We start from the raw sequence: 25,752 nt of genomic DNA, 5'->3' as shown, positions 1-25,752 counted from the left end.
GCGCCGCGGAGCCGCGTCAGAACAGCGCCATCGAGAGCTTGCGGCGGTACTGGTCGAGCACGGGATCGGCCGAGCTCACGGCCGCGCGGCCGGCGATCTCCAGCTTGCCCGCCGCCGGCGCGGCGGCGGTGGGCGCGGGCGCGGCCTTGCCCATCAGCTCCAGGATCGCGACATAGCTGCGGCGCGCCAGCTCGCCGTTCCAGGTCTTGTCGCGCATCAGGATTTCGAGCAGCTCGTCCATCGCCGCGGTCGGCCGGCCGGCCGCCCAGTGGACCTGGGCGAGGGCATGGCGGGCGGCAAAGTCGCGGCGGTTGGCCGCGATGGCCGCGGCCAGGGCCTCGGCATCGGCGCCGGGCGCGGCCTCGTGCGCGTCCAGGCACAGGGCCAGGGCGGCGGCACGGGCGTCGAAGGCCAGCTTGGGCTGGAGCGGCGCCAGGGCCTGGCGGGCCTCGGCCAGGCGGCCGGCCTCGATCAGCTTGAAGACCCAGTCGGCGCGCAGCTTGTCGTTGCCGGGCTCGGCGGCCACCGCGACGGACAGCCGATCGGCCTCGGCCGAGGGGCCGGGCTCCTCGTCCCGCCCTGCTTCGGCTGCGGCCGGCAAGTCCTCCTCATCCGCGTCGGCAGCGGGCGGCACATGCTTGTCGAGGAAGTCGCGGATCTGGGCCTCGGGCAGGGCGCCGACGAAGCCATCGACCGGCTGGCCGCCGACGAACATCACGCAGAAGGGAATCGAGCGCACGCCGAAGGCCTGGCTGAGCTGGCCGGCGATCTCGGGCTCCTGGTCGCTGTCGAGCTTGGCCAGGGTGAAGCGGCCGGCGTAGTCGCGTTCGAGCTTTTCAAGCACCGGACCCAGGGCCTTGCAGGGCGCGCACCAGGGCGCCCAGATGTCGAGCAGCACGGGGGTGGCGAGCGAGGCCTCGATCAGCTCGGCCTGGAAGTTCTCGAGGGTGATGTCGATCATGGTGTCCGGGGTGAGGCAGGTCGGCGCAAGGGGGGGCGGAGCGGGGCCGGCCGGCCGGTCAGGGGTCGCTCCCTACAATCGCGGGTCGGTCGGGCGCGCTGGGCGCCTGGCCGCAGCCGATGCCGGGCCGGTGCCCGGCCGCGCCGAGGAGTCTTCGAGTCATGGTCCCGACTGCCGTTTCGCCCGTCCCGCCGCCTGCCGATCCCACGGTGACGGTGGGCGTGGTCATGGGCTCCAGCAGCGACTGGGACGTCATGCAACACGCGGTCGCGATTCTCGCCGAGTTCGGCGTGGCCCATGAGGCCCGCGTCGTCTCGGCCCACCGCATGCCCGACACGCTCTTCCGCTATGCCGAAACGGCCCGCCCGCGCGGCCTGAAGGCCATCATCGCCGGGGCCGGCGGGGCGGCCCACCTGCCGGGCATGCTGGCCGCCAAGACCGCCGTGCCCGTGCTCGGCGTGCCGGTGCCGAGCAAGCACCTGCAAGGGGTCGATTCCCTGCACAGCATCGTGCAGATGCCCAAGGGCGTGCCGGTGGCCACCTTCGCGATCGGCGTGGCCGGCGCCGCCAATGCCGCGCTGTTCGCGGTGGCGATGCTGGCCGTCGACGACCCCGAGCTGGCCGCCCGGCTCGATGCCTTCCGCGCCCGCCAGACCGCTGCGGCCGAGGCCATGACCCTGCCCCCGGCCTGAGGCCCTCCGCCCCCTTCACCGGGCCGGCGCATGGCGCACGCCCCGATGCCTGTCCCGATTGCGAGTCCCCCGATGCCGATTTCCAAGACCCTCCTGCCCGCGGCCGCCGATGTCGGCGCGCAGTCCAGCACCCTGGGCGTGATGGGCGGCGGCCAGCTCGGCCGCATGTTTGCGCATGCGGCGCAGCGCCTGGGCTACTTCACCGCGGTGATGGACCCGGACGTGGCCAGCCCGGCCGGCCTCGTCTCGCATGTGCATGTGCAGGCCGACTATCTGGACGAGCAGGGCCTGGCGCAGATGCTCAAGCGCTGCGCGGCGATCACCACCGAATTCGAGAACGTGCCGGCCGGTGCGCTCTTCACCCTGGGCGCCCACCTGCCGGCCGCGCCGGATGCCGAATCGGTGGCCGTCTGCCAAGACCGGGCCAAGGAGAAGGCCCACATCGTCCGCTGCGGCGTGCCCTGTGCGCCGCATGCGGTGGTCGAGACGGCGGCCCAGCTTGCCGCCGTGCCAGAGGGCCTGCTGCCCGGCATCCTCAAGACGGCCCGCATGGGCTATGACGGCAAGGGCCAGGTCCGCGTGCGCAACCGCGCCGAGCTGGACGCCGCCTGGGCCACGCTCAAGGGCGTGCCCTGCGTGCTGGAGCAGATGCTTGCGCTGGACTTCGAGATCAGCGTCGTGCTGGCCCGCGATGCGCACGGCATGACCGTGCATCTGCCGGTGCAGCGCAATCTGCACCGGGACGGCATCCTGGCCGTGACCGAGGTGCCGGCGCCCGGCGTCTCCGCCGCCCTGGCCGAGGAGGCGGTGGCTGCCGCGGCCAGGATCGCCGACGGACTGCGCTATGTCGGCGTGCTCTGCGTCGAGTTCTTCGTGCTCCAGGGCGGCCAGCTCGTGGCCAACGAGATGGCGCCGCGGCCGCACAACTCCGGCCACCACAGCATCGACAGTTGCGATGTGTCGCAGTTCGAGCTGCAAGTGCGCTGCATGACCGGCCTGCCCCTGGTCGCGCCGCGCCTGCACTCGCCGGCCGTGATGCTGAACCTGCTCGGCGACCTGTGGTTCGATGCCGAAGGCCGCGAGCGCACGCCCGACTGGGCCGGCGTGCTGGCCCTGCCCGGCGCGCACCTGCACCTCTACGGCAAGTCCAGCGCCCGCAAGGGCCGCAAGATGGGCCACCTGACCTTCACCGCCGCCACCGCCGAGCAAGCCCGCGCGGCCGCGCTGCAGGCGGCGGCGCTGCTGGGTCTGCCGGCCTTCTGAGCCGCCCCGCGCCGGCCCCTGCCTTGTCGCCTGCCGTGAACGCCGCTGCCCCCGGCCCCCTGCTGCGTGACGGCGCGTCCGCCGAGGCGCTGGCCGAGGCCGCTGAGCGGCTGGCGGCCGGCCGCCTCGTCGCCTTCCCGACCGAGACCGTCTACGGCCTGGGCGCGCGGGCCGACGAGGCCGCAGCCGTCGCCGCCATCTACGCGGCCAAGGGCCGGCCGGCCGACCATCCGCTGATCGTGCATGTGGCCGAGCCGCAAGATGCGGTCGCCTTCACCCGCGACTGGCCACCGCTCGCGCAGCGCCTGGCCGCGGCCTTCTGGCCGGGGCCGCTGACCCTGATCCTGCCGCGCCGCGCCGGCCTGGCCGAAGCCGCGGCCGGCGGCCAGGACAGCCTGGGCCTGCGCTGCCCCGACCACCCCGTGGCCCGCGCCCTGCTGCGCGCAGCGGCCGCACGCGGCGTGCCGGGCGTGGCCGCGCCCAGCGCGAACCGCTTCGGCCGCATCAGCCCGACCCGCGCCGCCCATGTGCTCGACGAGTTCGCCGCGCTCGGCCCGGAGGCGCTGCTGATCCTCGACGGCGGCGCCTGCGCGGTCGGCATCGAATCGACCATCGTCGACCTCTCGCGCGGCCGGCCGGTGCTGCTGCGCCCCGGCCAGCTCGGCGCCGAGGCGGTGGCCGCCGCAGCCGGCGAGCCGGTGCGGCCGCCCGATGCCGACGCACCGCGCGCCTCGGGCACCCTGGCCTCGCACTACGCGCCGCGTGCCCGGCTGCTGCTGATGTCGGCCGAGGCCCTGCAAGCGGCGCTGGAGCGCCTGCCCGGCGACGCGCCCGCGCCCGCGGTTTATGCTCGCGCCCGCCTGGCGCTGCCGCCCGCGCTGGCCGAGCTTCGGATGCCGGCCGAGCCGGCGGCCGCGGCCCAGGCCCTGTTTGCCGATCTGCGCCGCCTGGACGCCGGACATCCGGCGGCGATCTGGGTCGAGACCCCTCCGGATACCGCCGACTGGGCGGGCGTGCGCGACCGCCTGCGCCGCGCCGCAGCCTGAGCCGCTGCGCCCCCGGCCCCCACTTCTTCCGCTGGAGACACCATGCAAGCCACCTCCCCCCTGCGCCGCATGCGCACCGGGCTCTCTGCCACCCTGGCCGCGGCAGCCGCCGCCCTGCTGGTCGCCTGCGGCGGGGGCGGCGATCTGGTGGACCCCTTCGACGCGAAGCGGCTCTTCGTCTTCGGCGACGAGACCAACATCATCCTCGGCAGCTCGGGCGGCCCGGCCGGCCGGCGCTACACCGTCAACACCCGCAATGCCGACAGCAGCGTCAACTGCCTGGACAACCCGATCTGGGTGCAGCAGCTCGGCCGGGAGCTGAACATCGGCTTCAGCCAGTGCCCTCTGCCGGTCACCGAGGAAGCCAGCCCGCGCGGCACCATGCTCGCCACCGTCGGCGGAACCATCCCCGACCTGGAAACCCGGATCACCACCTTCCTGGCCGGCACGTCGATTGCCGAGGGCGACCTGGCCACGGTCTACACCGGGCAGAACGACTTGATCGCGCTCTACGGCACGATCAACACGGCGGCCCAGGCCACTGCGGCCGTTGCAACGGCGCGCGAGCTGGGCAACCGCCTCGGCCTCCAGATCAACCGCCTGGCGCAGGCCGATGTGCGGGTGCTGTTCGGCACCCTGCCGAACCTGAACCTGACGCCCTGGGGCCGTGCGCAGACCTCCTCGGTCTTCAATCCGCAGACCGTGCTGCGCAACATGACCGAGGCCTTCAACACCGGCCTGCGTGCCACCGTGATCAACGACGGTCGCCTGATCGGCCTGGTCGACATCGGCGACCGCGTCGGCCTGCTGGCCGACAGCCCGAGCAGTCTGGGCAGTGGCGGCAATGCGGTGAATGCGGCCTGCACGACGGCCGTGCCGAACTGCTTCGACGACACCCTGATCTCGGCCGCCAACGAGACCAACCACCTCTGGGTCAGCGACCGCCACTTCGGCGTGACCGCGCACGACATCATCGGCCTGCGTGCGATCAACCGGGTCGAGACCAATCCCTTCTGAGTTCCGCTGCCCGCGCCGGGCCGGCCATGCCCCTGCGGGCCGGCCGGCCCGGCATGCCTGACCGATGAGCGCCGACCCGTCCCCCGTTTCCCCTGCCGCCGGCCTGCCCGGCTGGTCCTTCGACGATGTCGAGCGCCGCGCCCTGCGCATGGACCGCGCCCGCACCGAGTTGCAGCACGGCCGTCCCCTGGCCCTGCGGGCCGGCCCCGGCCAGCCCGGCCTGCTGGTGGCTGCGGTCGAGACCCTGGGCGCCGCGGGCTGGTCGCGCTGGCAAAGCGGCCGAGGCGCGCTACGCCTGCTGCTGAGCGCCGAGCGGCTGCAGGCCCTGGGCCAGCGCGGCGACCTGGTGGCCGCCCACCTGCCGCTGCCAGCCGACCTGGACCTGGCCGGCCTGCAAGCCCTGGCCGCCGTGCAGGCGCGCCCCGACCAGGCGCCCGGCGGCGCCTGGGGCCTGGACTGGCCGGCCGAGCGCCGGGCGGCCTGGCTGGCCGAGGCCCGACCGGCCGATGCCGCCGAGCAGGCCGCCCTGCGCCTGGTCAAGCTCGGCCCCCTCAGCCCGGCCCTGCTGCACCTGGCGCTGCCGGCCGACACCCTGGATGCGGCCGTGGCCGATGGCTTGGTGGAGATCGCGCCGCAGGCCATCGACGCCGCCCGCGGCGCGCCGCGCGCCCTGCTGCGCCGCCTGAGCGACGCGCATGTGCCGATCGCCGCGCATGAGGACTGCACCCTGGTGCTGTTCCGCGAGCTGCACGGCGAGACCGAGCACCTCGCGCTCGTCGTCGGCCAGCCCGACCGCAGCCAGCCGGTGCCGGTGCGCCTGCACTCCTCCTGCTTCACCGGCGACCTGCTCGGCAGCCTGCGCTGCGATTGCGGCGACCAGCTTCAGGGCGCCATCGCGCGCCTGGCCGAATCGGGCGGCGTGCTGCTCTACCTGGCCCAGGAAGGCCGGGGCACCGGCCTGGCCAGCAAGCTCAGGGCCTACCGGCTGCAGGACACCGGCCTGGATACGCTGGATGCCGACCGCTACCTCGGCTTCCGCGCCGACGAGCGCGACTTCCAGGCGGCGGCGGCCATGCTCGATGCCCTGGGCATCGCCCGCATCCGGCTGCTGACCAACAACCCGGCCAAGATCGATGCGCTGCGCGCGGCCGGCATCGACGTGGTCGACCGGCTGCCGCTGGTCGTGCCGAGCAATCCGCACAACGCCCGCTACCTCGCCACCAAGCGCGACCGCGCCGGCCACCTGCGCGACGACGAGCAGGCCTGAAGCCGCCGGGCCGCCGCACGGCCCGGCCGGCCCCTGAATCGGCCCGCGCAGTTCGCGCCCGGCGGTCCCTGCCGGCCGGGCGCGAAATCCCGCCTCTTGAAAGCCCGGGGCCCGTCCCTATAATCCGATTGCTAGCACTCATACACCGTGAGTGCTAACGCTGCGAGATGCCCCACCGGACCCGCAGCCTCTCTTGCCTTGCGGTGGCCCGTTCATCGTGCCGCCGCGTCCACCACGACTTCCGTTGAGGAGCCCCCATGAAGCTTCGCCCCCTGCACGACCGCGTGATCGTCAAGCGCCTCGAACAAGAAACCAAGACTGCCTCGGGCATCTTCATTCCCGACAACGCGGCCGAGAAGCCGGACCAGGGCGAAGTCCTGGCCGTCGGCCCGGGCAAGCGCAATGACAAGGGCGATTTCGTCGCCCTGAACATCAAGGTCGGCGACCGCGTCCTGTTCGGCAAGTACTCGGGCCAGACCGTCAAGGTCGACGGCGACGAGCTGCTGGTCATGCGCGAAGAGGACCTCTTCGCCGTCGTCGAAAAGTAAGCCGCGTGGCAAGCCCCTGCGCTTGCACACCGCTCACCGCACCCACACACACTGAATTCGGAGATCCAACATGGCAGCTAAAGACGTCATCTTCGGCGGCGACGCCCGCGCCCGCATGGTCGAAGGCGTGAACATCCTGGCCAATGCGGTCAAGGTCACCCTGGGCCCCAAGGGCCGCAACGTGGTCCTCGAGCGCTCCTTCGGCGCCCCCACCGTCACCAAGGACGGTGTGTCGGTCGCCAAGGAAATCGAGCTGAAGGACAAGCTCCAGAACATGGGCGCCCAGATGGTCAAGGAAGTCGCTTCCAAGACCAGCGACAACGCCGGTGACGGCACCACCACCGCCACCGTGCTGGCCCAGGCCATCGTGCGCGAAGGCATGAAGTACGTGGCCGCCGGCATGAACCCGATGGACCTCAAGCGCGGCATCGACAAGGCGGTCACCGCCCTGGTCGCCGAGCTGAAGAAGGCCAGCAAGGCCACCACGACCAGCAAGGAAATCGCCCAGGTCGGCACCATCTCGGCCAACAGCGACAGCGACGTCGGCGAGATCATCGCCCGCGCGATGGACAAGGTCGGCAAGGAAGGCGTCATCACCGTCGAAGACGGCAAGAGCCTGAACAACGAGCTGGATGTCGTCGAGGGCATGCAGTTCGACCGCGGCTACCTGTCGCCCTACTTCATCAACAACCCCGAGAAGCAGTCGGCGATCCTGGACAACCCCTTCGTGCTGCTCTTCGACAAGAAGATCAGCAACATCCGTGACCTGCTGCCCACGCTGGAGCAAGTGGCCAAGGCCGGCCGCCCGCTGCTGATCATCGCGGAAGAAGTCGACGGTGAGGCGCTGGCCACCCTGGTGGTCAACACCATCCGCGGCATCCTGAAGGTCGTCGCCGTCAAGGCGCCGGGCTTCGGCGACCGCCGCAAGGCCATGCTGGAAGACATCGCCATCCTGACCGGCGGCAAGGTCATCGCCGAGGAAGTCGGCCTGACGCTGGAGAAGGTCACCCTGGCCGACCTGGGCCAGGCCAAGCGCGTCGAAGTGGGCAAGGAAAACACCACCATCATCGACGGTGCCGGCGCTGCCGCGGACATCGAAGCCCGCGTCAAGCAGATCCGCATCCAGATCGAGGAAGCCACCAGCGACTACGACCGCGAGAAGCTGCAAGAGCGCGTGGCCAAGCTGGCCGGCGGTGTCGCCGTCATCAAGGTCGGTGCCGCCACCGAAGTCGAGATGAAGGAAAAGAAGGCCCGCGTGGAAGACGCGCTGCACGCCACCCGTGCCGCCGTGGAAGAGGGCATCGTCGCCGGTGGCGGCGTCGCCCTGCTGCGTGCCAAGCAAGCCGCCGGCAAGATCGAAGGCGCCAATGCCGACCAGGACGCCGGCATCAAGCTGGTGCTGAAGGCCATCGAAGCCCCGCTGCGCGAGATCGTCTACAACGCCGGCGGCGAACCCAGCGTGGTCGTCAATGCCGTGCTGAGCGGCTCGGGCAACTACGGCTTCAATGCCGCCAACGACACCTACGGCGACATGATCGAGATGGGCATCCTGGATCCCACCAAGGTCACCCGCACCGCGCTGCAGAACGCGGCCTCGGTCGCCAGCCTGATGCTGACCACCGAGTGCATGGTTGCCGAAGCCCCGAAGGACGAGGCCCCGGCCATGGGCGGCGGTGCCATGGGCGGCATGGGCGGCATGGGCATGGATATGTAAGTCGGACGGATTTCCCGGCCTGCGCCGGGAAATCCGCCGACTTGCACCCCGGGGCTCTGTCCCCCGCTGCCCACAGCACAAGGGCTCCCTTCGGGGAGCCCTTTTCTTTTCCGCCGCCGCCGACCACCATCGCGGCTCCGCATGGCTCGAAGCAAAGCGATGACCTCGACGCGCCCCGCCCCCCACCTTCTGGCCACCGGCCTGCTGGCCACGGCCCTGCTCATGCCTCCGGCCCTGCGGGCCGAGGACGGCCGCCCGGCCGCCCTGCCCGCGCCGCAGGTGATCGACCCGGCCGCGCTGCCGGCCTTCTCGCCGCCGGGCCAGGCGGCCATCCGCGCGCGCTGGGTGACGGGCGCCGAGGCCGCGCCCGGCCTGTATGCCCTGCGCGTCGAACTGGACGCAGGCGCCCGCCTGCCGCCGCACACCCATCCCGATGCGCGCCTGACCACGGTGCTGGAGGGCACGCTCTGGGTGGGCTTCGGCGCGACGGCCGACCCGGCGCAGGCCGTGGCGGTGCCGGCGGGATCGTCCCTGCTCGCGCCGGCCGGCGTGCCGCACTGGGTGTGGGCGCGCGAAGGCGCGGTGCGCTACCAGGAACACGGCGCCGGGCCAACAGCCACGCGCTTCCTGGCGCCGCCGCCAGCCACCGCCGCGGAGCGCTGAAGGTCCGGGCCGCCGCCGCGGCTCAGCCGAGCCGGCGGTGGTCCAGGGCCGGCAATTGCCGCCGGACCTCGGCGATGCGCTCGGCCGACAGCTCGGCCAGCAGCAGCCCCTCGCCCTCGGCCCCGAGCTGGCCGAGCACTTCGCCCCAGGGGTCGACCGCCAGGCTGTGGCCCCAGGTGCTGCGGCCGTTCTCGTGGCGGCCGGCCTGGGCGGGCGCGAGCACATAGCACTGGTTCTCGACCGCGCGGGCGCGCAGAAGCAGCTCCCAGTGCGCGCGGCCGGTGGGCACGGTGAAGGCCGCGGGCACCAGCAGCAGGTCGCAGGGCGCGGGCTGCATCAGGGCGCGGAAGTGCTCGGGAAAGCGCAGGTCGTAGCAGATCGACAGGCCCACGCGCCAGGCCCGGCCGCGCCGGTCGGTGGCGGTGAAGGCCACCGGCGCGTCGCCGGGCTCCAGGGTGGCCGCCTCGTCGTGGCGGCGCTCGCCGTCGTCGAAGCGAAAGAGATGGACCTTGTCGTAGCGCGCCACCCGCTGGCCGTCGGGGCCGTGGACCAGGGTGGTGTTGCGGGCGCGGCGCGGCGGCTCGCCGGGCGCGGCCGGCAGGCCTTCGCGCAGCGGCAGGCTGCCGCCGACCAGCCACAGGCCGTGGCTGCGCGCGGCCTCGGCCAGCATGGCCTGGATCGGCCCCTCGCCGGGCGGCTCGGCGATGTCGAGCTTGTCCTGGTCGCGCCAGCCCATCAGGCAGAAGTACTCGGGCAGGGCGACCAGCTCGGCCCCCGCGGCAGCGGCCTCGGCGATCAGCGCGCGGGCGCGGGCGAGGTTCTCGTCCCGGCGCGGGCCGGCGCAGAGCTGCAGGGCGGCGATCTTCATGGCGTGCTCCGTGCGGGGGCCGGGTCCGAGGCGCCAGCCTGCGGCGTGGGCGGGGTCTGTTCGAGGCGCTCGACCTGCGGATCGGCCCAGCCGCCGGTGACGTGGAAGGCACGGGTGCCCGCCTCGGCCAGCGGCTGGCGCAGGAACCACTGCGCCAGGAAGGAGCCGAGGCCGACCGCCGGGTTGATCGCCGCATAGGCCAGCGAGGCCGCGCCGGCATTGAATTCGGGCACCACCCAGACGCGCAGGTCCTGGGTTTCGCGGGCCAGGTCGGCCTCGCCCTCGGTCAGCACCAGGGCCTGCGGGCCGCGGGTGCGCAGGTTGCGCGTGCGGGCGATGCCCTGGCGGATGCTGACCTGGCCGTCCATCGCGTCGAAGCTGAAGCCCTCGGCGAAGACATCGCGGAAGTCCAGCAGCAGGCGGCGCGGCAGCGATTGCAGGCTGAGCACGCCGAGCAGGCGGCCGACGCCGGGCTCGGCACGGAGGAACTGGCCGCGGCCGACGCTGAGCTTGAGCTCGCCGTCGAGGCTGGCATGGTCGAAGTCCAGCGGCGAGCCCCGCCAGCCCAGCTTGCCGCTGAGCTTGGCGCTGCCGCCGCGCAGCACCTCGCCCTGGCCCAGGCGGGCCAGCAGGCGGCCGCCGTCGCGCGCCTCCAGGTCGATTTGCAGCTCGGTGCGGCGACCGCCGCCGCCGGGCCGGGCCAGGCTCCATTCGCCCTGGGCCTCCAGCCGCGCCTCGGGCGTGGCCAGGCTGAGGCGGTCGAGCCGCCAACTGCTCTCGGCCGCGCGCTGCGAGGCCTGGATCTCCAGCCGGCCAAGCGGCTTGCCGCGCAACACGAAGTCCTCGGCGATCAGGTCGACCGCGGGCAGGGCGTCGCGGCCTTCGGCCGACGCGTCGCCGAGCAGCTCGCTCACCGCCTCGGCCTCGGCCTGCGGCAGCACCAGACGATCGAAACGGGCTTGCAGCCGGCCGGTCGGGCCCAGCTCGGGCCGCCAGACCAGGCTGCCGCTGGCCTGGTCGGCCTCGATGCGGGCGCGCCAGGAACCCTCCTCGCCGCCACTGCCCTGGCTGAGCGAGAGCTTCAGGCCGCTGAGCCGGCGCGCACCCCAGGCGAGCTCGCCGGCCCGCAGCTCGATCTGCGCGGGCGGGCGGTCCAGCCCGGAAAGCCCGAGCGGCGTGGCCGGGCCGTCCTGCGGCGGCCGGCCGGCAGCGGCTTCCAGCGGCGGCAGGGCCTGGGCGGGCAGCAGGCCGCCGCCGACCTGCACCGTCTCGGCGCCGCTGAGCAGGCGCTGCACGGCCTGCCATTCGTCCAGCACCAGGCGGTCGGCGCGCAGCTCGGCGCTGCCGCGGGCGCGCGGCTCGGGCGCCGCCACGCCCAGGCCGAAGGCGCTGCGGCGCAGGAGGACGCGGCCCTCGGCATCGGTCTCGCGCAGCAGCCGGGCTTGCAGGCGTGGCGGGCCTTCGGCCGGGCCGAGGTCGACGCTCAGCCAGTCCTGCGCCGGGCTCGCGCCCTCCAGCGGGCGGCTGCGCACGCGCAGCGGCCAGGCCTGGTCGGCGCGCTTGTCCAGCGGGGCGGGCAGTTGGGCGCCCAGGCCGAGCAGGCTGCTGCTCAGGTCCCAGTCCAGCCCGGCCGGCCCCCAGGCAAGCTGGGTGCGCCAGGCGGTCTGGCCTTCGAGCCGGCTGGCCAGGCGCGACCAGACGCCCAGCTCGGGCGCGCGGCGCAGGCCCTCGGCCGTGGCCGTGCCCTGCAGCACGATGCGCGCCCGGCCGCCGGGCGGCAAGCCGCCCTCGGCACTCAGCTCGCCGCCCAGGGCGCGGCCGACGGCGCCCTGCAGGGTGAAGCCCTGCTCGCTGAAGCTCAGGCCGCCGCGCAGGGCGCCGATCAGCGGCAGCTCGGGCCGCAGGCGCAGGCTGCCGCCGCCGAATTGCAAGTGGCCGCGCACGGTGCTGCGGACGATGTCGTGCAGCGGCAGTTGCAGGGCCAGGTCGCCGCTCAGCTCGCCGGTGGCGCTGGCCTCCGCCAGGCTGCCGCCCAGCCAGTCGCCGACCGGCGTGGCGCCGATGAAGCGCAGCCACTCCGCGGCCGGCCCGCGGATCTTGGCCCGCAGGCCCAGCCGGGATTCGGGGCCGAGCCGGGGGATCTCGATCTCGCCCGCCTCCAGCGCGATCTGGCCCAGGGCCGGATCGGCCAGCCGCGCGCGGGCCTTGCGCAGGCTGAGCTGGCGGCCGTCGACCCGCAGCTCGCCGTCGATCGCCGCCAGCGCCGGCCAGCGGCGCCGGGCGCCCTGGCCGGGGGCCTCGCCCATCCAGACCTCCCAGGGCACGTAGTCGAAGCGGGCCTCGCGCAGCATGGCGCTGACCCGGAATTCGCCGCCCGACGGCTTGCCCTCGGCATCCGCGAAGGGAAAGTCCAGCAGCGGGCCGGCCAGGCGCAGGCGCAGGCTTTCGCCTTGGCCGCCAACGAGGGCCTGGCCCAGGTAGTCGCGCAGCTCGGGCAGCAGGACCAGGGGCAGGTAGCGGCGCACGCGCTCCAGGGCGACCTTGTCGATGCGGCCGTCGAGTTCCAGGTGGCCGGGGCCCTGCTCGAAATCGCCGCGCCGCCAGCGGCCGTTGACATGGCCCTTCCAGTCGGGGGTGCGCAGGTCCAGCTCGCTGAAATCGACGCGCCAGCCGCTGGCCTCGCGCTGCCAGTCCAGCCGGGCATCGAGCTGGGGCAGGTCCAGGGCGGGCTCGGCAAAGACGCCGGGCAGCTCGACCCGGCCGTCGCGCATCGACAGGCTGGCCTGGCCGCCGCTTTCGGTGGCCTTGAACTGGCCGCTCAGGCCGCGGAAGCCCGGCCGGCCCAGCCAACTGCCCTCGGCCAGCAGGGCGCGGCCCAGCGGGTCGAGCGGCAGGGCCTGGGCAGCCAGGGCCAGGCCCTCGGCGCGGCCCTCGAATTGCAGGCGATCGGGGGCGGCGAGGCGGCCGTCCCAGCGCAGGGCCAGGTCGCGCAGCTCGCCCTCGGGCGCCAGTGCATCGAGCGCCTGCTGCCAGTTCGGCGGCAGGGGCAGGCGTGCGGCCAGGCCGCGCAGCCGGGCCAGATCGACCTGGCTCAGGCTGAGCGCGCCGCCGGCCAGGGGGCGCTGGCCGAAGAAGAGCAGGTCCGGCGCCGGGGCGTCCGAGGCCGCTGGGGCGGACGAAGCCGCGGCGCCCGAAGCCGACGCCGTTGCCGTTGCCACGGAGGCTGCGCCCGACAAGACCGCCGCAGGCGCAGCCGCAGCCGTGGCCCCCGAAGCCGCAGACGCAGACGCAGCCGCAGCCGCCGAGGCCAACCCCGCCGGCCCGCCCGCCCCGGGCGCGAGGGCGGCATAGCGCCAGTCCAGCCGGGTGGTGCTGGCTGGCCAGGGCTCGCCCTCGGCGGTCTCGAAGGCGAAGTTCTCCAGGCTCATGCGACCGCCCTGCGGCCCGTCCAGCGCACGCAGCCGGCCGCGCACGCGGCGCAGGTCCAGCGGTGCCAGCTCGGGGGCCAAGCGCAGGGTGACGGTGTCGAGGGCCAGGTCGAGGGTGAGGTCCTCGGCCCGGCCGTCGGCGAAGTCGAACCAGGCGCGCAGCGCGCCGTCGCCGCGTTGCAGGTCGACCGGCAGGCTGAGGTGGCGCGACAGGCGCTGCACATCGGCACGGGGCAGGTCGGCATGCAGGCTGCCGCGCCAGCGCCGCCAGTCGGTGGGGGCGGCGAGCAGGCGGCCGTCCTCGCCCAGGTCGCCCAGCGGCAGCAGCAGCGGGCGGGTCCAGTCGGCACGCAGGCTGAAGCGCTCGCCCCAGTCGGCGGGCGGGCTGGCGTCGATGCGCAGGGCATGGTGGCGCACGCCGTTCTGCCAGTTCAGGTCGACCCGGTCCAGGCTGAGCGGGGGGGCGCCGCGGGCCTCGTCATGCCAGCGCAACTGGCCGCCGACGATGCGCAGCAGCGGCAGGCGCAGCAGCCAGTCGGCCAGGCGGTCGTCGGCCGGGGCGGCTGCGGCGGGGCGGCCGTCGGCCAGGGCCAGGCCGCCGATCCACAGGCGGCCGGCCGGATCGCGGCGGATGTCGAGCCGCGGCGCCTCCAGTTCCAGCAGGGTCAGGCGCGGCGGCCAGTGCAGCAGCGAAGCGGGCGAGACGGTGGCGCGCAGGCTCGGCAGCTCCAGCGCGACCTGGCCCTGGGCATCGAAAAGCTGCACCCGCTCGATGCGCAGTTCCTGCTGCCAGGCGCGACCGCCCTGGGTGCTGATCGCGCCGATGCGCAGCGGCCGGCCCAGGGCCTCGGTGGCGCGCTGCTCCACCCAGGGCCGCCAATGGTCGATCCGGGGCAGAATGCCCCACTGGAGCACGAGCCACAACAGCCCCAGCACACTCGGGGCCAGGATGAAAAACAAGATCAGCCAGCGGCCCAGACGGGCCGGCCACCCACGCGCCCGGGGTCTCGGGGGCGGGTTGGAAGGCGTATCGGCAGCGACAGTCGGAGCGGATGGCATGACGGAGAGAGGGCACCGCGACACGCGGAAGGGGCAGTGCGGCCTGTGCATGCTGCCTCGGCCCGGATCCTGCTATCTCGCCACTCAGGGCCCCCGTCCCGGCCTGCCGACCGGCCCGCGCTTGGCCAACGGCCCGGGCACCCTAGCACAGAGCTGAACGCCTCATGGGCCTGCTCCCTCCTGCCATCGACATGGCGTCGCCGCCGGGCCTGGCCCGTCATTCGCGCTTCGTTCAGCGCATCCACCGGCGTTATGCGGAGCTGCTCGGGCTGCTGCCCCCCGGCTGGCCGGACGCGAGCGCGCTGCACACCCTGATCGACCGCCTGCTCGCCAGCGGCCACGGCCTGGCCGCTGCCCTGCGCATCACCCGCCAACTGGTGCTGGAGCGCCTGGTGGTGCTGGACACCGAGCAGGACGGCCCGCTCCAGGCCGTCACCCAGACCATGAGCACCCTGGCCGAGGTGACGCTCCAGCGCGCCCTGGCCCAGGCCCTGGCCGACCACGACGCGCGCCACGGCATGCCGCGTCGCGCCGACGGCAGCCGCTCGGCCTTCTGGGTGATCGGCATGGGCAAGCTCGGCGGCCGCGAGCTGAATGTCTCCAGCGACATCGACCTGATCTACGTCTACGACGAGGACGGCCAGACCAGCGGCCGCGCCGACGGCGGCGGCGTGCTCAGCCACCATGAGTACTACGCCTCGGTCGCGCGCCAGCTCTACACCCTGATCGGCGAGACGAGCGAGGACGGCTTCGTCTTCCGTGTCGACCTGGCGCTGCGGCCCAATGGCAATTCCGGCCCGGCCGTGGTCAGCCTGGCGATGCTGGAGGAGTACTTCCTCGTCCAGGGCCGCGAGTGGGAGCGCTTCGCCTGGCTGAAGAGCCGGGTCGTCGCGCCGGCGGTGGCGGACTGCGGCGACGGTCCGCTCGCCCTGCGCGAGGTGGTCGTGCCCTTCGTCTTCCGGCGCTACCTGGACTACGGCGTCTTCGAAGGCCTGCGCCAGCTTCACCGCAAGGTGCGCGACGAGGCCGCGCGCCGCGCCGCCGGCCGGCCGCAGCGGGCCAATGACGTGAAGCTCTCGCGCGGCGGCATCCGCGAGATCGAGTTCATCGTGCAATTGCTGCAAGTCGTGCGCGGCGGCCAGTTTCCCGAGCTGCGCACGCGCAGCACGCTCAGCGCGCTGGAGCGGCTCGTCACCGTCGGCCTGATGACGGCCGACACCGCGCGCCGCCTGGGCGAGGCCTACACCTTCCTGCGCCGGGTCGAGCACCGCATCCAGTACCTCGACGACCAGCAGACCCAGTTGCTGCCCACCGTCGACGAGGACCTGGCCTGGATCGGCCGCAGCATGGGCCTGCGCTGCACCGCCGATGCCTGCGAGCTGCTTGAAGGCCTGGTCGTCCACCGCGAGTTCGTCGCCAATGAGTTCGACGCCCTGCTGCACGATGGTCGCGCGCCGGCCGGCGGCGCGGGCGGCTGCCGCCAGTGCGGCGGGCCGCCCCTGCCGGTGGATGCGCCGGGCTTTGCCGACAAGCTGCCCGCCACCCTGGCCGAGCGGGTGCGCAGCTTCGCCGCCAGCCCGCGCGTGGCCCTGCTGCGCGACGAGAGCAAGCTGCGCCTGGCCAAGCTGATCCAGCGCGCTGCGCGCTGCGTTGGCAGCAACGCGTCGGCCGAGCTTTGCCCCGCCGTGGCCGGCGAGGACCTGCCGCCGGCCGACGTGCCGGCCGCCGAAGGCGCACGCGCCAGCCTGGTGGCCGCGCCGCAAGCCCCCATCCCGGAATCGGCCGTGCTGCGCTTCATCGACTGGATCGAGCCGCTGCTGCGCCGCGAAAGCTACCTGGCCCTGCTGGCCGAGCGGCCCGAGGTGCTGACCCGGCTGCTGCGCCTGCTGGGCCTGGCGCGCTGGCCGATGCGCTACTTGATGAAGCATCCGGGCGTGATCGACGAGCTGGCCGACCCGCGCCTGATGGCCGGCCGCTTCGACCGCGGCGCCTTCCTGCGCGAGATGCAGGACCGCCACGAGGCCTGGACGCGCGGCGGCGAGGCCAGCGAGGAGGCCCTGCTCGACACTCTGCGGCGCGCCCACCATGCCGAGGTCTTCCGCACCCTGGTGCGCGATGTCGAGGGCCTGCTGAGCATCGAGCAGGTCGCCGACGACCTCTCCGCCCTGGCCGACGCGACGCTGGATGTGGCCATCCGCTGGAGCTGGCAGATCTTCAAGCCGCGGCTGCGGCTGGCGCGGCCGGAGCGCCCGCGCTTCGCGGTGGTCGCCTACGGCAAGCTCGGCGGCAAGGAGCTGGGCTATGGCAGCGACCTCGACGTCGTCTTCCTCTTCGACCCGGCCGACGAGCCCGATGCCGACACGGCGGCCGAGGTCTATGCCGCCTTCGTCCGCAAGCTGATCACTTGGTTGACGCTGCGCACCGCCGAGGGCGAGCTCTTCGACATCGACACCGCGCTGCGGCCCAACGGCAATTCGGGCCTGCTCGTCACCTCGGTCGACGCCTTCGAGCGTTACCAGACCCAGCGCGGCAGCAACACCGCCTGGACTTGGGAGCATCAGGCCATCACCCGGGCCCGCTGGTGCGCCGGCGACCCCGGCCTGGCCGCCCGGGTCGAGGCGGTTCGGCGCAGCGTGATCACCGCCCCGCGCGATGCCCAGGCCCTGGCCGGGGAGATCCTGGCCATGCGGTCGCGGGTACAGGCGGCCCACCCGGTGCCCGCCGGGAAGTACGACCTCAAGCACAGCCCGGGCGGCATGATGGATGTGGAGTTCGCCGTTCAGCACCTGGTGCTGGCCCACAGCGCCCGCCAGGCGCCGCTGCAGGACGATGCCGGCAACATCGCCCTGCTGCAACGCGCCGAGGCCGCCGGCCTGCTGCCCGGCGGCGTGGGCGAGGCCGCGGCGACCGCCTACCGCCGCCTGCGGCAGGTGCAGCACCGTGCCCGGCTGGACGAGGCTCCGACCCGCTTCGAGGCCAGCGACCTGGCCGCCGAGCAGGCGGCCGTGCGGGCGCTCGGGCAGGCCGTCTTCGGCCCCACGGCGGCGGGGGCGGCCCCCGCATGAGTCTGCCGGTGCCCGCCCCGGCCGGTCGCCGGGGCGCCGGCACCGTGCCGCGTCTTCGATCCCGCCCCGAGCGCCTGCCGGACCCTTCGCGCCCGGACGGCAGCGCGCGTGCCGCGCTGGCGCTCTGGCTGCTGATGAGCACGCTGCTGCTGCTGCCGGCGCTGCTGATCGGCGGCTCGCCGCGGCTTGACCGGCTGTCCGATGCCACCCTGGCCTGGCAGGCCAGCGTGCTGCTCGACGAACCCTGGCGGCTCTGGAGCGCAGCCTGGGTGCACCTGGACTCGGAGCATCTCAGCGCCAACTTGCTCGGCGGCCTGCTGGTCGCGGCCCTGGGCTGGGCGGGCCGGGTCAACCGTGGCGCGGTGGTGGCCTGGAGCCTGGCCTGGCCGCTGACGCATCTGGCCCTGCTGGTGCATGCGCCGCTGCTTCAGCACTACGCCGGGTTGTCGGGGGTGCTGCATGCCGGCGTGGCGGTGATGGCCGTGCGCATGCTGGCCGGGCGCGAGATGCCGCGCGCCCTGCGCCGCATCGGCGCCGGCATCGCCCTGGGCCTGCTGCTGAAGATCGGCCTGGAATCGCCCTGGCGCGGGCCCATGGCCAACAGCAGCGAATGGGATTTCCCGGTGGTCGTGGCCGCCCACGCCTGGGGCGCGGGCCTGGGCGCGCTGCTGACCCTGCTGCTGGGCAGGCTGCGGCGCTGAGGGCGCCGGCCGGCCTCAGCCGCGGATGCGGCGGATCAGCGCGGTGGTCGAGCGGCCTTCGAGGAAGGGCAGGGCCCGGGCGTCCCCGCCCCAGCGGCGGACCAGGGCCGTCTCGGCCAGGGTCTCGATGTCGTAGTCGCCGCCCTTCACATAGAGGTCGGGGCGGACGATCTCCAGCAGCGCCAGCGGCATCTGCTCGTCGAACAGGGTGACGAGGCTGATGCTTTCCAGCGCGGCCAGCACGGTGGCGCGGTCGGCCTCGCCGTTGATCGGCCGGTCCGGGCCCTTGCCGAGCAAGCGGGCGGAGGCATCGCTGTTCAGGCCCATGACCAGGCTGGCGCCGAGCGCGCGGGCCTGGGCCAGGTACTGCACATGGCCGCGGTGCAGGATGTCGAAGACGCCGTTGGTGAAGACCAGCGGCCGCGGCAGGGCCGCGATGCGCTCCGGCAGGTCCCCGCGCGGGCAGAGCTTGTCGAGGAAGTCGGGCGGCGGGGCGGCGGTGTCAGGCATGCGGCGGATTGTGTCCGCCGCCCCGCTCAGACGGCGGGATGCGCGCCGGTCGGCGTCGCGGCTGCGACACGCTGGCTCATTTCCTTGCGGAAGCGGTTGAGCTCCTGCACGGTCGAGAAGCTGCGGTCCATCAGCAGGCTGAGGTTGTGCAGGATGCGCTCGACGACCTTGTTCTCCCAGACGGCGTCGAACTGGATCTGGGTGTCGAGCCAGTGCTCCAGCCATTCCGGGTCGGGCAGGCGACTCTGGATGGTGTCGCGCGGGAACAGGGTCTCGCTGACATGCAGATTGGTCGGATGCAGCGCCTTGGCGGTGCGCCGGGCGCTGGCCATGAGCACGCCGACCTTGGCGAAGGCGGCCCGGGCCTCGTCACCGAACTTGCCCATGGCGCGCTTCATGTAGCGCAGGTAGGCACCGCCGTGGCGGGCCTCGTCGCGGGCCAGGGTCTCGTAGATGGCCTTGATCACCGGCTCGGTGTGCCACTCGGCCGCGCGGCGGTACCAGTGGTTCAGGCGGATCTCGCCGCAGAAATGCAGCATCAGGGTTTCGAGCGCCGGGGCGGGGTCGAAGTCGAAGCGCACATCGTGCAGTTCCTGCTCGGTCGGCACCAGGTCGGGCCGGAAGCGCTTGAGGTACTCCATCAGCACCAGCGAGTGCTTCTGCTCCTCGAAGAACCAGACCGACATGAAGGCGCTGAAGTCGCTGTCGTCCTTGTTGTCACGCAGGAACATCTCGGTGGCCGGCAGCGCCGCCCACTCGGTGATGGCATTCATCTTGATGGTCCGGGCCTGCTCGTCGCTGAGCTGGCTGGCGTCGAAGCGGTCCCAGGGGATGTCCTTGTCCATGTTCCAGCGGACGGCTTCGAGCTGCTTGAAAAGTTCGGGATAAAGCATGCGGGATCCTTCACGGCTGCACGAATTTTAGGCGGGGTGCGTGACAGCCCTGCCACAAAACCCCGCAGCCCGAGGCGGCGGCCTAGATCGAGTCCAGCCGGCCGAGCAGGGCCTCGGCCTCGTCGCGCAGGGCGGCGCGTTGCCCGGCATCGAGGCGCTGGAGGTTTTTGACCATGAGTGCCGTCCGGGCGTTGCCGGCCAGCGCGGCCTCGTGCCGGTCGAGGAAGGCCCAGTACAGCACGGTGTAGGGGCAGGCGTCCGGGCCGGTCTTGCGCTCGGGCCGGTAGCGGCAGCCGGCGCAGTGGTTGCTCTGGCGCTGGATGTAGGCGCCCGAGGCCAGGTAGGGCTTGCTGGTGAAGCGCCCGCCGTCGGCGAACAAGGCCATGCCGGCGACATTCGGCAGCTCGACCCATTCGACCGCATCCACATAGACGGCCAGGTACCAGGCCGCGACCGCCTTGGGGTCGAGCCCGGCCAGCAGGCCGAAGAGGCCGGTCACCATCAGGCGCTGGATGTGGTGGGCATAGCCATGGTCCAGGGTCTGGCGGATCACGTCGCGCGCGCAGGCCATCTGGGTGTCGCCGGTCCACCACCAGCTTGGCAGCGGCCGCTGGTGGTCGAAGTGGTTGGCCTCGGCCAGATCCGGCATGAAGCGCCAGTAGACGCCGCGGATGAACTCGCGCCAGCCGAGGATCTGGCGGATGAAGCCCTCCACGCCGGCCAGCGGGGCGCGACCGGCGCGGTAGGCGGCCTCGGCGGCGGCAATCACCTCGCGTGGGTCGAGAAGCTTGAGGTTCAGGCTGGTCGAGAGCAAGGAATGCCAGCCGAAGGGCGTGGCCTCCCACATCGCGTCCTGGTAGGGGCCGAACTGGGCGAGCCGATGCGCGATGAAGCGATCCAGCGCCTCCAGCGCCTGCGCGCGGGTGACCGGCCAGGCGAAGGCGTCGAGGTGGCCCGGATGCCTGGGAAAGACGCGCTCGACCAGGTCGAAGACCTCGCGGGTGAGGGCATCGGGTGCGAAGCCGGCCGGCGGCGGGATCGTGCCCGGGCCGGTCTTGGGGTAGGCGCTGCGGTTGTCGGCGTCGAAGTTCCAGGCCCCGCCCTCGGGCTGGCCCTCGGCATCGAGCAGCACGCGATGGCGGCGGCGCTGCTCGCGGTAGAAGAACTCCATGCGCAGGCTGCCCTTCATGGGCTGGGCCCAGCGGGCGAACTCGGCCCGGCTGCAGAGGAAGTGGCGGTCGGGCCGCGGCTGCAGCGGCACACCGGCCGCGCGGGCCACGGCCTCGACGGCCCGCGCCAGCCGCCATTCGCCGGGCTCGACGACGACCAGGCCCTCGGGCGGCTGTTCGGCAAGCACGGCGGCCAGGCGGCCCGGTAGCGTGGCGTCATCGGCCGCGCCGACGGCCTCGTCCAGCCGCAGGTAGCGCAGCGGCCAGCCGCGGGCGCGGAGGGCCTCGGCGGTGTGGCGCATCGCGCTGAGGAACAGGGCGATCCGGGCCTTGTGGCTCCAGCAGACGCTGTCGGCCTCGCCACGGGCCTCGATCATCAGCACGCAGTCTTGGGCGGGGTCGAAACCGTCGAAGGCCGCGCTGTCCAGGTTGAGCTGGTCGCCCAGCACCAGCACGAGATGACGCAGGCTCACGGCCGGGCCCCGGGTGCGCGACGGGCCTCGCCGCGGCAGCGGTCGGAGCAGTACTTCACCTCGTCCCAGTTCTTCGCCCAGGCCTTGCGCCAGCTCATCGGCCGCTTGCAGTGCTGGCAGGGCTTGCTCGGCAGCGCGGCCTTGTTGCCGCGGAAGCCGCCGCTCACAGCCAGGTGCGGCGCCAGCGGCGCAGCTCGGGGGCGATGTCGGTCAGCGAGGACAGGGCCTGCACCCCGGGGGTCGGCCGCCGGTGCAGCACGGGCGCGGCGCCGCCGGCCCAGATTTCCGTCGACTTGGACAGCTTCTCGCGCAGCTCGGCCAGGCCGTCGACGACGACATTCGGGTTCTGTGCGGCCGTGAAGCTCAGCGCGACGATGTCGGCGCGGTGGGCGGTGGCGGCCAGCACGATGTCCCAGATCGGCGTCTGCGTGCCGAGGCTGACGCAGCGCGCGCCTTCCAGCAGGAACAGCGCCTCGGCCATCAGCAGGCCGAGGCTGTGCGGCTCATTGGGCACCGTGGTCAGCAGCACGCGCGGGCGGGCACTGCCGGCCTCGGGCTGCGGCACATTGGCGATGCCCTGGCGCAGCACCACGTGCACCGACTCGGTGTAAAGGTGCTCTTCAAAGATTTCCATGTGGCCGCGCATCCAGGTGTCGCCCACCAGGGTGTTGAGCGGCGCGAGCAGCTCCAGCACGAAGCTGCCCAGCCCGAGCCGGGCCTGGGCCTGCGAGAGCTGGCGCCGCAGGCGATCCACGTCGTGACCGCGAATCAGCTCGATGTAGGGCCGCAGGTCGGGCACGAGATGCATCTCGGCGCTGCGCTGCGGGCTGCCCGAGCCGCTGTCGGCCAGTTGCTGCAAGTCCTGCACCGGCAGGGCCACGATGCGGCCGGGCCGGTGGCCCGCATCCATGAGGCGCTTGATCACGCGCAGCTTCTCGACTTGATCCAGCGGATACGCTCGCTCACCGCCCAGGTCCCGCGCGGGGACAGGGAAGCCGTAGCGTCGCTCCCATACGCGCAGGGTGTCTTTCGACAAGCCCGTGTCCCGTTCGACCGCAGCGATCGAAAGGCTCAGGCCCTGGGCCTCGCGCCGGTCGTTCATGGCTGCGCCTCAGGCCGCGCTTGACGGACCGGACGGGCAAGCGAAAACCGTGAAGAGCGCATAGTCTTGACCTGGACAAAGGCTGAAACTTCTAGCCAAACCCCATAGTAACGAGCCGCACCCCATTTTTGCCCAAGACAAATGACCAACCTTGTTGACGACTCGGGAACCGTTTCCCCGCGCCCGAAGCTGACGCGGCGCGCCGCGGGCGGCATGTTGCTGGGGGGGCTGCTGCTGGCGGGACCGAGCCAAGCGCGGACGACCTGCCCCGAGCTGCTGGACCGCAAGCTGCCCCGCCTGCAGGACGAGCAACCCCAGCACCTCTGCCAATACGCCGGCAAGGTGCTGCTGGTGGTCAACACCGCGAGCCGCTGCGGCTACACCCCGCAATACGAGCAACTGGAGGCCCTGCACAAGCGCTATGCCGCGCGGGGCCTGGTGGTGCTGGGCGTGCCCTCGAACGATTTCCGCCAGGAGCTGGCCAGCCGCGAGGCGATCTCGGACTTCTGCCAGAGCACCTATGGCGTGCGCTTCCCCATGGTCGGGCCGCTGTCGGTGCGCGGCAGCGGCGCCGATCCCTTCTACCAGGCGCTGAGCCGCCTCAGCGGCAGCGCCCCGGGCTGGAACTTCCACAAGTACCTGGTGGCCCGGGACGGGCGCAGCGTGGAGAGCGTCTCCACCCGCGTCGAGCCCACCGATCCGGCCTTCGTCGCCCGCATCGAAAAACTACTGGATGCAAAATGAGACTGAACGGTTATAGTCCGACCAACGAGTCACAACAACCCTTGAAGCCGTGAGCCTTCCCAGCCGACAGACCCCTTGCCCCGCCGGCCGCCCAAGCGCCCGGCCGGCCGGGGCGGAACTTACCGGCAGGGGCCTCGATCTAGGGGTGAGGACGTGGTTGCGGGCCCGAGCCCGTGAACAAGGTCCCGACGGTTTCCCGTCGCGAAGCCCGGTCTCCCCGCGAGCCCCGGTCCGTTCCGAGCGTGTCTTCTCCTCCTCCCTCCCTCCCTCCTTCGCTCGGGGCAGCTTCGCGGCGTTTTCTCATCCGGCCGGCGGAGGTCGAGCTTGAGGCCGCTGCGGCGAATCGCCGTCATCGGCTCCGGTATCGCCGGCCTGTCCGCGGCCTGGTCGCTGGCCGACCCGCAGCGGCATCCCGACACCCGGGTCACGCTCTTCGAGGCTGGCAGCTACTTCGGCGGTCACACCCACACCGTGGACGTGAGCCTGCCCGATGCCAGCGGCAAGACGGTGCGCCACGGCGTGGACACCGGCTTCCTCGTCTACAACGAGCGCACCTACCCCAATCTGATCCAGCTTTTCGCCGACCTGGGCGTGGCCACCGCGCCCTCGGACATGTCCTTCTCCGTGCGGGTGCCCGAAGCCTTCGGTGCCGGTCGCGCGCTGGAATGGAACGGCAGCGATCTCGACACCGTCTTTGCCCAGCGCAGCAACCTGCTGCGACCGGCCTTCTGGCACATGCTGCGCGAGATCCTGCGCTTCAACCGCCTGTGCACGGCGCGGGCCGAGCGCGGCCTGGAAGCCGAGATGGCCCAGCCCATTGGCGATTTCCTCGATGCCGAGGGCTTCGATGCGCGCTTCCGCGACTGGTACTTCCTGCCGATGATCGGCTGCATCTGGTCCTGCCCGACCGACCAGATGCTGCGCTTCCCTATCGGCACCATGATCCGCTTCTGCCACAACCACGGCCTGATCCAGGTGAAGGACCGGCCGCAGTGGTTCACCGTGCGCGGCGGCGCCAAGCACTATGTGCAGCGCATGCTGGAGCGCCTGCCCGATGCCCGCCTGGGCCTGGCCGTCGACAAGGTCAGCCGCGTGCCGGGCGGCGTGCGGGTGTGGACGCTGCAGGGCAGCGAGGATTTCGACCATGTGGTCATGGCCTGCCACAGCGACCAGTCCCTGGCCTTGCTGGCCGATCCCAGCCCCGAGGAGCGCCGCGTGCTGGGCGCGATCCGCTACCACCGCAACCGCGCGGTGCTGCACACCGACACCACCGTGCTGCCCGAACGCCGCAAGGCCTGGGCGGCCTGGAACTACGAGCGCGCACTCAGCAGCCAGCGCGAGCAGGCCTCGGTCTGCCTGCACTACCTGCTGAACAAGCTGCAACCCCTGCCCTTCGCGCAGCCGGTTGTCGTCTCGCTCAACCCGGTGCGCGAGCCGCAGCAAGTTATCGGCGAATACGACTACGCCCATCCCGTCTTCGACCTGGCCGCCGTGCGCGCCCAAGGGGAGCTGCCCGCCCTGCAGGGCGAGCGCAACACCTGGTTCTGCGGCGCGTGGACGGGTTACGGCTTCCATGAGGACGGCCTGAAGTCCGGCCTGGCCGTGGCCCGCGCGCTGGAGGGCCTGCCCGCCCCGGCGGACGCGCCGCGCCAGCCGCTTGCGCAGTTCGCCTGAAGGCCTTGGCATGATGCCGAACCGCGCCCTGCCCGAGTCCGGCGACCGGCCGCAGATCGCCTTCGGCTGGGTCAAGCACCGCCGGCTGCGGCCGCAGGCGCATGCCTTCAGCTACGCCACCTACAGCCTCGTCCTGCCGCTGCGCAGCCTGCGTGCCCGGCCCGACGAAGCGCTGGCGCGCAACCGCTTCGCGCCGATCAGCTTCCACGATGCCGACCACGGCCTCGGCGGCCCCGACGCGCTGGCCTGGTTCGAAGGCCTGCTGGCCGAATCCGGCATCGAGGACGCCACCGGCGAGATCTGGCTCCAGACCTATCCGCGGGTGCTCGGCTACGTCTTCAAGCCGGTGAGCTTCTGGTACGCCCACCGGGCCGACGGCACGCTGGCCGCCGTGCTGGCCGAGGTGAACAACACCTTCGGCGAACGCCATGCCTACCTGCTGCGGGGGCCGGAGCTGGTCTGGGGCCGCGAGCTTCAGGCGGCCAAGGTCTTCCACGTCTCGCCCTTCTGCAAGGTCGAGGGGCGCTACCGCTTCCGCTTCCTGCGCACCGGCCGGGCCGCACAGCGCCAGGGTGCCGAGCACCTGATTGCCTGCGTGGACCATGACGATGCCGAGGGCCCGCTGCTCGAAACCTGCCTCAGCGGCCGCCTCCATCCGCTGGACGCCGCCAGCCTGCGCCGCGCCTTCTGGGGCCATCCCCTGATGACCCTGGGCGTGATGGCCCGCATCCACTGGCAGGCGCTCAAGCTGTGGCGCAAGCGCGTGCCCTTCTTCCGCAAGCCCGAACCGCCGGCCCGCTTCCTGAGCCAGGACAGCCCGCGCACCGAGGCGCCGGCCTTGCCGCCCGGCCGAACGCAAGCCACCCCGGCGCATCCCTGAGCGCCGCCCGACCCG

General features: G+C 72.8%; 21 protein-coding genes. 13 read left to right on the top strand and 8 right to left on the bottom strand.

Features of this window, described 5'->3' with window-relative positions:
• Positions 1-16: 16 nt before the first annotated feature.
• Positions 17-961 carry a tetratricopeptide repeat protein gene (locus JI742_RS02600; RefSeq protein ID WP_201823763.1) on the bottom strand — a complete coding sequence of 315 codons (945 nt, stop codon included), beginning with the start codon at positions 959-961 and terminating at the stop codon, positions 17-19.
• Between the two features lie 161 nt (positions 962-1,122).
• On the opposite strand from JI742_RS02600, the gene purE reads away from it, so the two are divergent.
• From purE to JI742_RS02560, 8 genes are all read left to right on the top strand, one after another.
• Positions 1,123-1,653, top strand: a complete 531-nt coding sequence (purE, locus tag JI742_RS02595) for a 5-(carboxyamino)imidazole ribonucleotide mutase (protein WP_201823762.1) — start codon at positions 1,123-1,125, stop codon at positions 1,651-1,653.
• A gap of 72 nt (positions 1,654-1,725) precedes the next feature.
• Positions 1,726-2,916, top strand: coding sequence for a 5-(carboxyamino)imidazole ribonucleotide synthase (locus JI742_RS02590; RefSeq protein WP_201823760.1), 1,191 nt, complete (start codon positions 1,726-1,728; stop codon positions 2,914-2,916).
• A gap of 59 nt (positions 2,917-2,975) precedes the next feature.
• Complete coding sequence (locus JI742_RS02585) at positions 2,976-3,962, top strand: L-threonylcarbamoyladenylate synthase (protein WP_201826313.1); 987 nt, start codon at positions 2,976-2,978, stop codon at positions 3,960-3,962.
• A 42-nt stretch (positions 3,963-4,004) separates the two neighbouring features.
• A complete protein-coding gene (locus JI742_RS02580; RefSeq protein ID WP_201823758.1) occupies positions 4,005-4,979 on the top strand; it encodes an SGNH/GDSL hydrolase family protein in 975 nt (324 codons plus the stop codon).
• 64 nt (positions 4,980-5,043) lie between these two features.
• Entirely contained in the window at positions 5,044-6,246 is a 1,203-nt protein-coding gene (gene ribA / locus JI742_RS02575; protein ID WP_236676749.1) for a GTP cyclohydrolase II, read from the top strand.
• 257 nt (positions 6,247-6,503) lie between these two features.
• On the top strand, positions 6,504-6,794 hold the full coding sequence (locus tag JI742_RS02570; protein WP_201823756.1) for a co-chaperone GroES: 291 nt from the start codon (positions 6,504-6,506) through the stop codon (positions 6,792-6,794).
• 70 nt (positions 6,795-6,864) lie between these two features.
• Positions 6,865-8,508, top strand: coding sequence for a chaperonin GroEL (gene groL / locus JI742_RS02565; RefSeq protein WP_201823754.1), 1,644 nt, complete (start codon positions 6,865-6,867; stop codon positions 8,506-8,508).
• A 159-nt stretch (positions 8,509-8,667) separates the two neighbouring features.
• The gene (locus tag JI742_RS02560; protein WP_201823752.1) at positions 8,668-9,171 is read left to right on the top strand and encodes a cupin domain-containing protein; all 504 of its coding nucleotides are present in this window, start codon (positions 8,668-8,670) and stop codon (positions 9,169-9,171) included.
• Between the two features lie 22 nt (positions 9,172-9,193).
• Here the strand turns inward: JI742_RS02560 and JI742_RS02555 are convergent, their stop codons facing one another.
• On the bottom strand, positions 9,194-10,039 hold the full coding sequence (locus JI742_RS02555; protein ID WP_201823750.1) for a carbon-nitrogen hydrolase family protein: 846 nt from the start codon (positions 10,037-10,039) through the stop codon (positions 9,194-9,196).
• A complete protein-coding gene (locus JI742_RS02550; protein ID WP_286184020.1) occupies positions 10,036-14,526 on the bottom strand; it encodes a YhdP family protein in 4,491 nt (1,496 codons plus the stop codon). Before JI742_RS02550 ends, JI742_RS02555 begins: the two co-directional genes overlap by 4 nt.
• Positions 14,527-14,690: 164 nt before the next feature.
• Here JI742_RS02550 and glnE point away from each other — a divergent pair, with 164 nt between their 5' ends.
• Together glnE and rrtA are read left to right on the top strand one after the other, a co-directional pair.
• Positions 14,691-17,591, top strand: a complete 2,901-nt coding sequence (gene glnE / locus JI742_RS02545) for a bifunctional [glutamate--ammonia ligase]-adenylyl-L-tyrosine phosphorylase/[glutamate--ammonia-ligase] adenylyltransferase (RefSeq protein ID WP_201823746.1) — start codon at positions 14,691-14,693, stop codon at positions 17,589-17,591.
• The gene (rrtA, locus tag JI742_RS02540) at positions 17,588-18,292 is read left to right on the top strand and encodes a rhombosortase (protein WP_201823743.1); all 705 of its coding nucleotides are present in this window, start codon (positions 17,588-17,590) and stop codon (positions 18,290-18,292) included. Before glnE ends, rrtA begins: the two co-directional genes overlap by 4 nt.
• A 15-nt stretch (positions 18,293-18,307) precedes the next feature.
• Here the strand turns inward: rrtA and rfaE2 are convergent, their stop codons facing one another.
• The 5 genes from rfaE2 to JI742_RS02515 all read right to left on the bottom strand — a co-directional run bounded on the left by rfaE2 (position 18,308) and on the right by JI742_RS02515 (position 22,439).
• On the bottom strand, positions 18,308-18,802 hold the full coding sequence (gene rfaE2, locus JI742_RS02535; RefSeq protein WP_201823740.1) for a D-glycero-beta-D-manno-heptose 1-phosphate adenylyltransferase: 495 nt from the start codon (positions 18,800-18,802) through the stop codon (positions 18,308-18,310).
• Positions 18,803-18,828: 26 nt separating this feature from the next.
• Positions 18,829-19,695, bottom strand: coding sequence for a ferritin family protein (locus JI742_RS02530; protein WP_201823737.1), 867 nt, complete (start codon positions 19,693-19,695; stop codon positions 18,829-18,831).
• Between the two features lie 82 nt (positions 19,696-19,777).
• Positions 19,778-21,331, bottom strand: a complete 1,554-nt coding sequence (locus tag JI742_RS02525) for a cryptochrome/photolyase family protein (protein ID WP_201826309.1) — start codon at positions 21,329-21,331, stop codon at positions 19,778-19,780.
• A gap of 2 nt (positions 21,332-21,333) precedes the next feature.
• Entirely contained in the window at positions 21,334-21,510 is a 177-nt protein-coding gene (locus tag JI742_RS02520; protein WP_201826307.1) for a DUF2256 domain-containing protein, read from the bottom strand.
• Complete coding sequence (locus JI742_RS02515; protein ID WP_201823734.1) at positions 21,501-22,439, bottom strand: MerR family transcriptional regulator; 939 nt, start codon at positions 22,437-22,439, stop codon at positions 21,501-21,503. Before JI742_RS02515 ends, JI742_RS02520 begins: the two co-directional genes overlap by 10 nt.
• 213 nt (positions 22,440-22,652) lie before the next feature.
• Here JI742_RS02515 and JI742_RS02510 point away from each other — a divergent pair, with 213 nt between their 5' ends.
• The 3 genes from JI742_RS02510 (at position 22,653) to JI742_RS02500 (ending at position 25,737) form a co-directional block, all read left to right on the top strand.
• Positions 22,653-23,183 (top strand): glutathione peroxidase, encoded by a 531-nt coding sequence (locus JI742_RS02510; RefSeq protein WP_236676748.1) that lies wholly within the window; start codon positions 22,653-22,655, stop codon positions 23,181-23,183.
• A 333-nt stretch (positions 23,184-23,516) separates the two neighbouring features.
• Positions 23,517-24,857, top strand: a complete 1,341-nt coding sequence (locus JI742_RS02505) for an NAD(P)/FAD-dependent oxidoreductase (protein WP_201826304.1) — start codon at positions 23,517-23,519, stop codon at positions 24,855-24,857.
• A 10-nt stretch (positions 24,858-24,867) separates the two neighbouring features.
• A complete protein-coding gene (locus JI742_RS02500; RefSeq protein ID WP_236676747.1) occupies positions 24,868-25,737 on the top strand; it encodes a DUF1365 domain-containing protein in 870 nt (289 codons plus the stop codon).
• Positions 25,738-25,752 lie beyond the last annotated feature (15 nt).

The sequence above is a fragment of the Piscinibacter lacus genome, from assembly GCF_016735685.1.
GTDB classification, from domain to species: Bacteria; Pseudomonadota; Gammaproteobacteria; order Burkholderiales; family Burkholderiaceae_C; genus Aquariibacter; species Aquariibacter lacus.
Note: the sequence above shows the minus strand (reverse complement) of the source record. Positions and strands in the feature narration are given on the sequence as shown.

What these genes read in the sequence shown, in the direction of transcription:
- JI742_RS02600 (WP_201823763.1), bottom strand. Translation starts at nt 961, where the DNA reads ATGATCGACATCACCCTCGAGAACTTCCAGGCCGAGCTGATCGAGGCC.
- purE (WP_201823762.1), top strand. Translation starts at nt 1,123, where the DNA reads ATGGTCCCGACTGCCGTTTCGCCCGTCCCGCCGCCTGCCGATCCCACG.
- JI742_RS02590 (WP_201823760.1), top strand. Translation starts at nt 1,726, where the DNA reads ATGCCGATTTCCAAGACCCTCCTGCCCGCGGCCGCCGATGTCGGCGCG.
- JI742_RS02580 (WP_201823758.1), top strand. Translation starts at nt 4,005, where the DNA reads ATGCAAGCCACCTCCCCCCTGCGCCGCATGCGCACCGGGCTCTCTGCC.
- ribA (WP_236676749.1), top strand. Translation starts at nt 5,044, where the DNA reads ATGAGCGCCGACCCGTCCCCCGTTTCCCCTGCCGCCGGCCTGCCCGGC.
- JI742_RS02570 (WP_201823756.1), top strand. Translation starts at nt 6,504, where the DNA reads ATGAAGCTTCGCCCCCTGCACGACCGCGTGATCGTCAAGCGCCTCGAA.
- groL (WP_201823754.1), top strand. Translation starts at nt 6,865, where the DNA reads ATGGCAGCTAAAGACGTCATCTTCGGCGGCGACGCCCGCGCCCGCATG.
- JI742_RS02560 (WP_201823752.1), top strand. Translation starts at nt 8,668, where the DNA reads ATGACCTCGACGCGCCCCGCCCCCCACCTTCTGGCCACCGGCCTGCTG.
- JI742_RS02555 (WP_201823750.1), bottom strand. Translation starts at nt 10,039, where the DNA reads ATGAAGATCGCCGCCCTGCAGCTCTGCGCCGGCCCGCGCCGGGACGAG.
- JI742_RS02550 (WP_286184020.1), bottom strand. Translation starts at nt 14,526, where the DNA reads ATGCCATCCGCTCCGACTGTCGCTGCCGATACGCCTTCCAACCCGCCC.
- glnE (WP_201823746.1), top strand. Translation starts at nt 14,691, where the DNA reads ATGGGCCTGCTCCCTCCTGCCATCGACATGGCGTCGCCGCCGGGCCTG.
- rrtA (WP_201823743.1), top strand. Translation starts at nt 17,588, where the DNA reads ATGAGTCTGCCGGTGCCCGCCCCGGCCGGTCGCCGGGGCGCCGGCACC.
- rfaE2 (WP_201823740.1), bottom strand. Translation starts at nt 18,802, where the DNA reads ATGCCTGACACCGCCGCCCCGCCGCCCGACTTCCTCGACAAGCTCTGC.
- JI742_RS02530 (WP_201823737.1), bottom strand. Translation starts at nt 19,695, where the DNA reads ATGCTTTATCCCGAACTTTTCAAGCAGCTCGAAGCCGTCCGCTGGAAC.
- JI742_RS02515 (WP_201823734.1), bottom strand. Translation starts at nt 22,439, where the DNA reads ATGAACGACCGGCGCGAGGCCCAGGGCCTGAGCCTTTCGATCGCTGCG.
- JI742_RS02510 (WP_236676748.1), top strand. Translation starts at nt 22,653, where the DNA reads ATGTTGCTGGGGGGGCTGCTGCTGGCGGGACCGAGCCAAGCGCGGACG.
- JI742_RS02500 (WP_236676747.1), top strand. Translation starts at nt 24,868, where the DNA reads ATGATGCCGAACCGCGCCCTGCCCGAGTCCGGCGACCGGCCGCAGATC.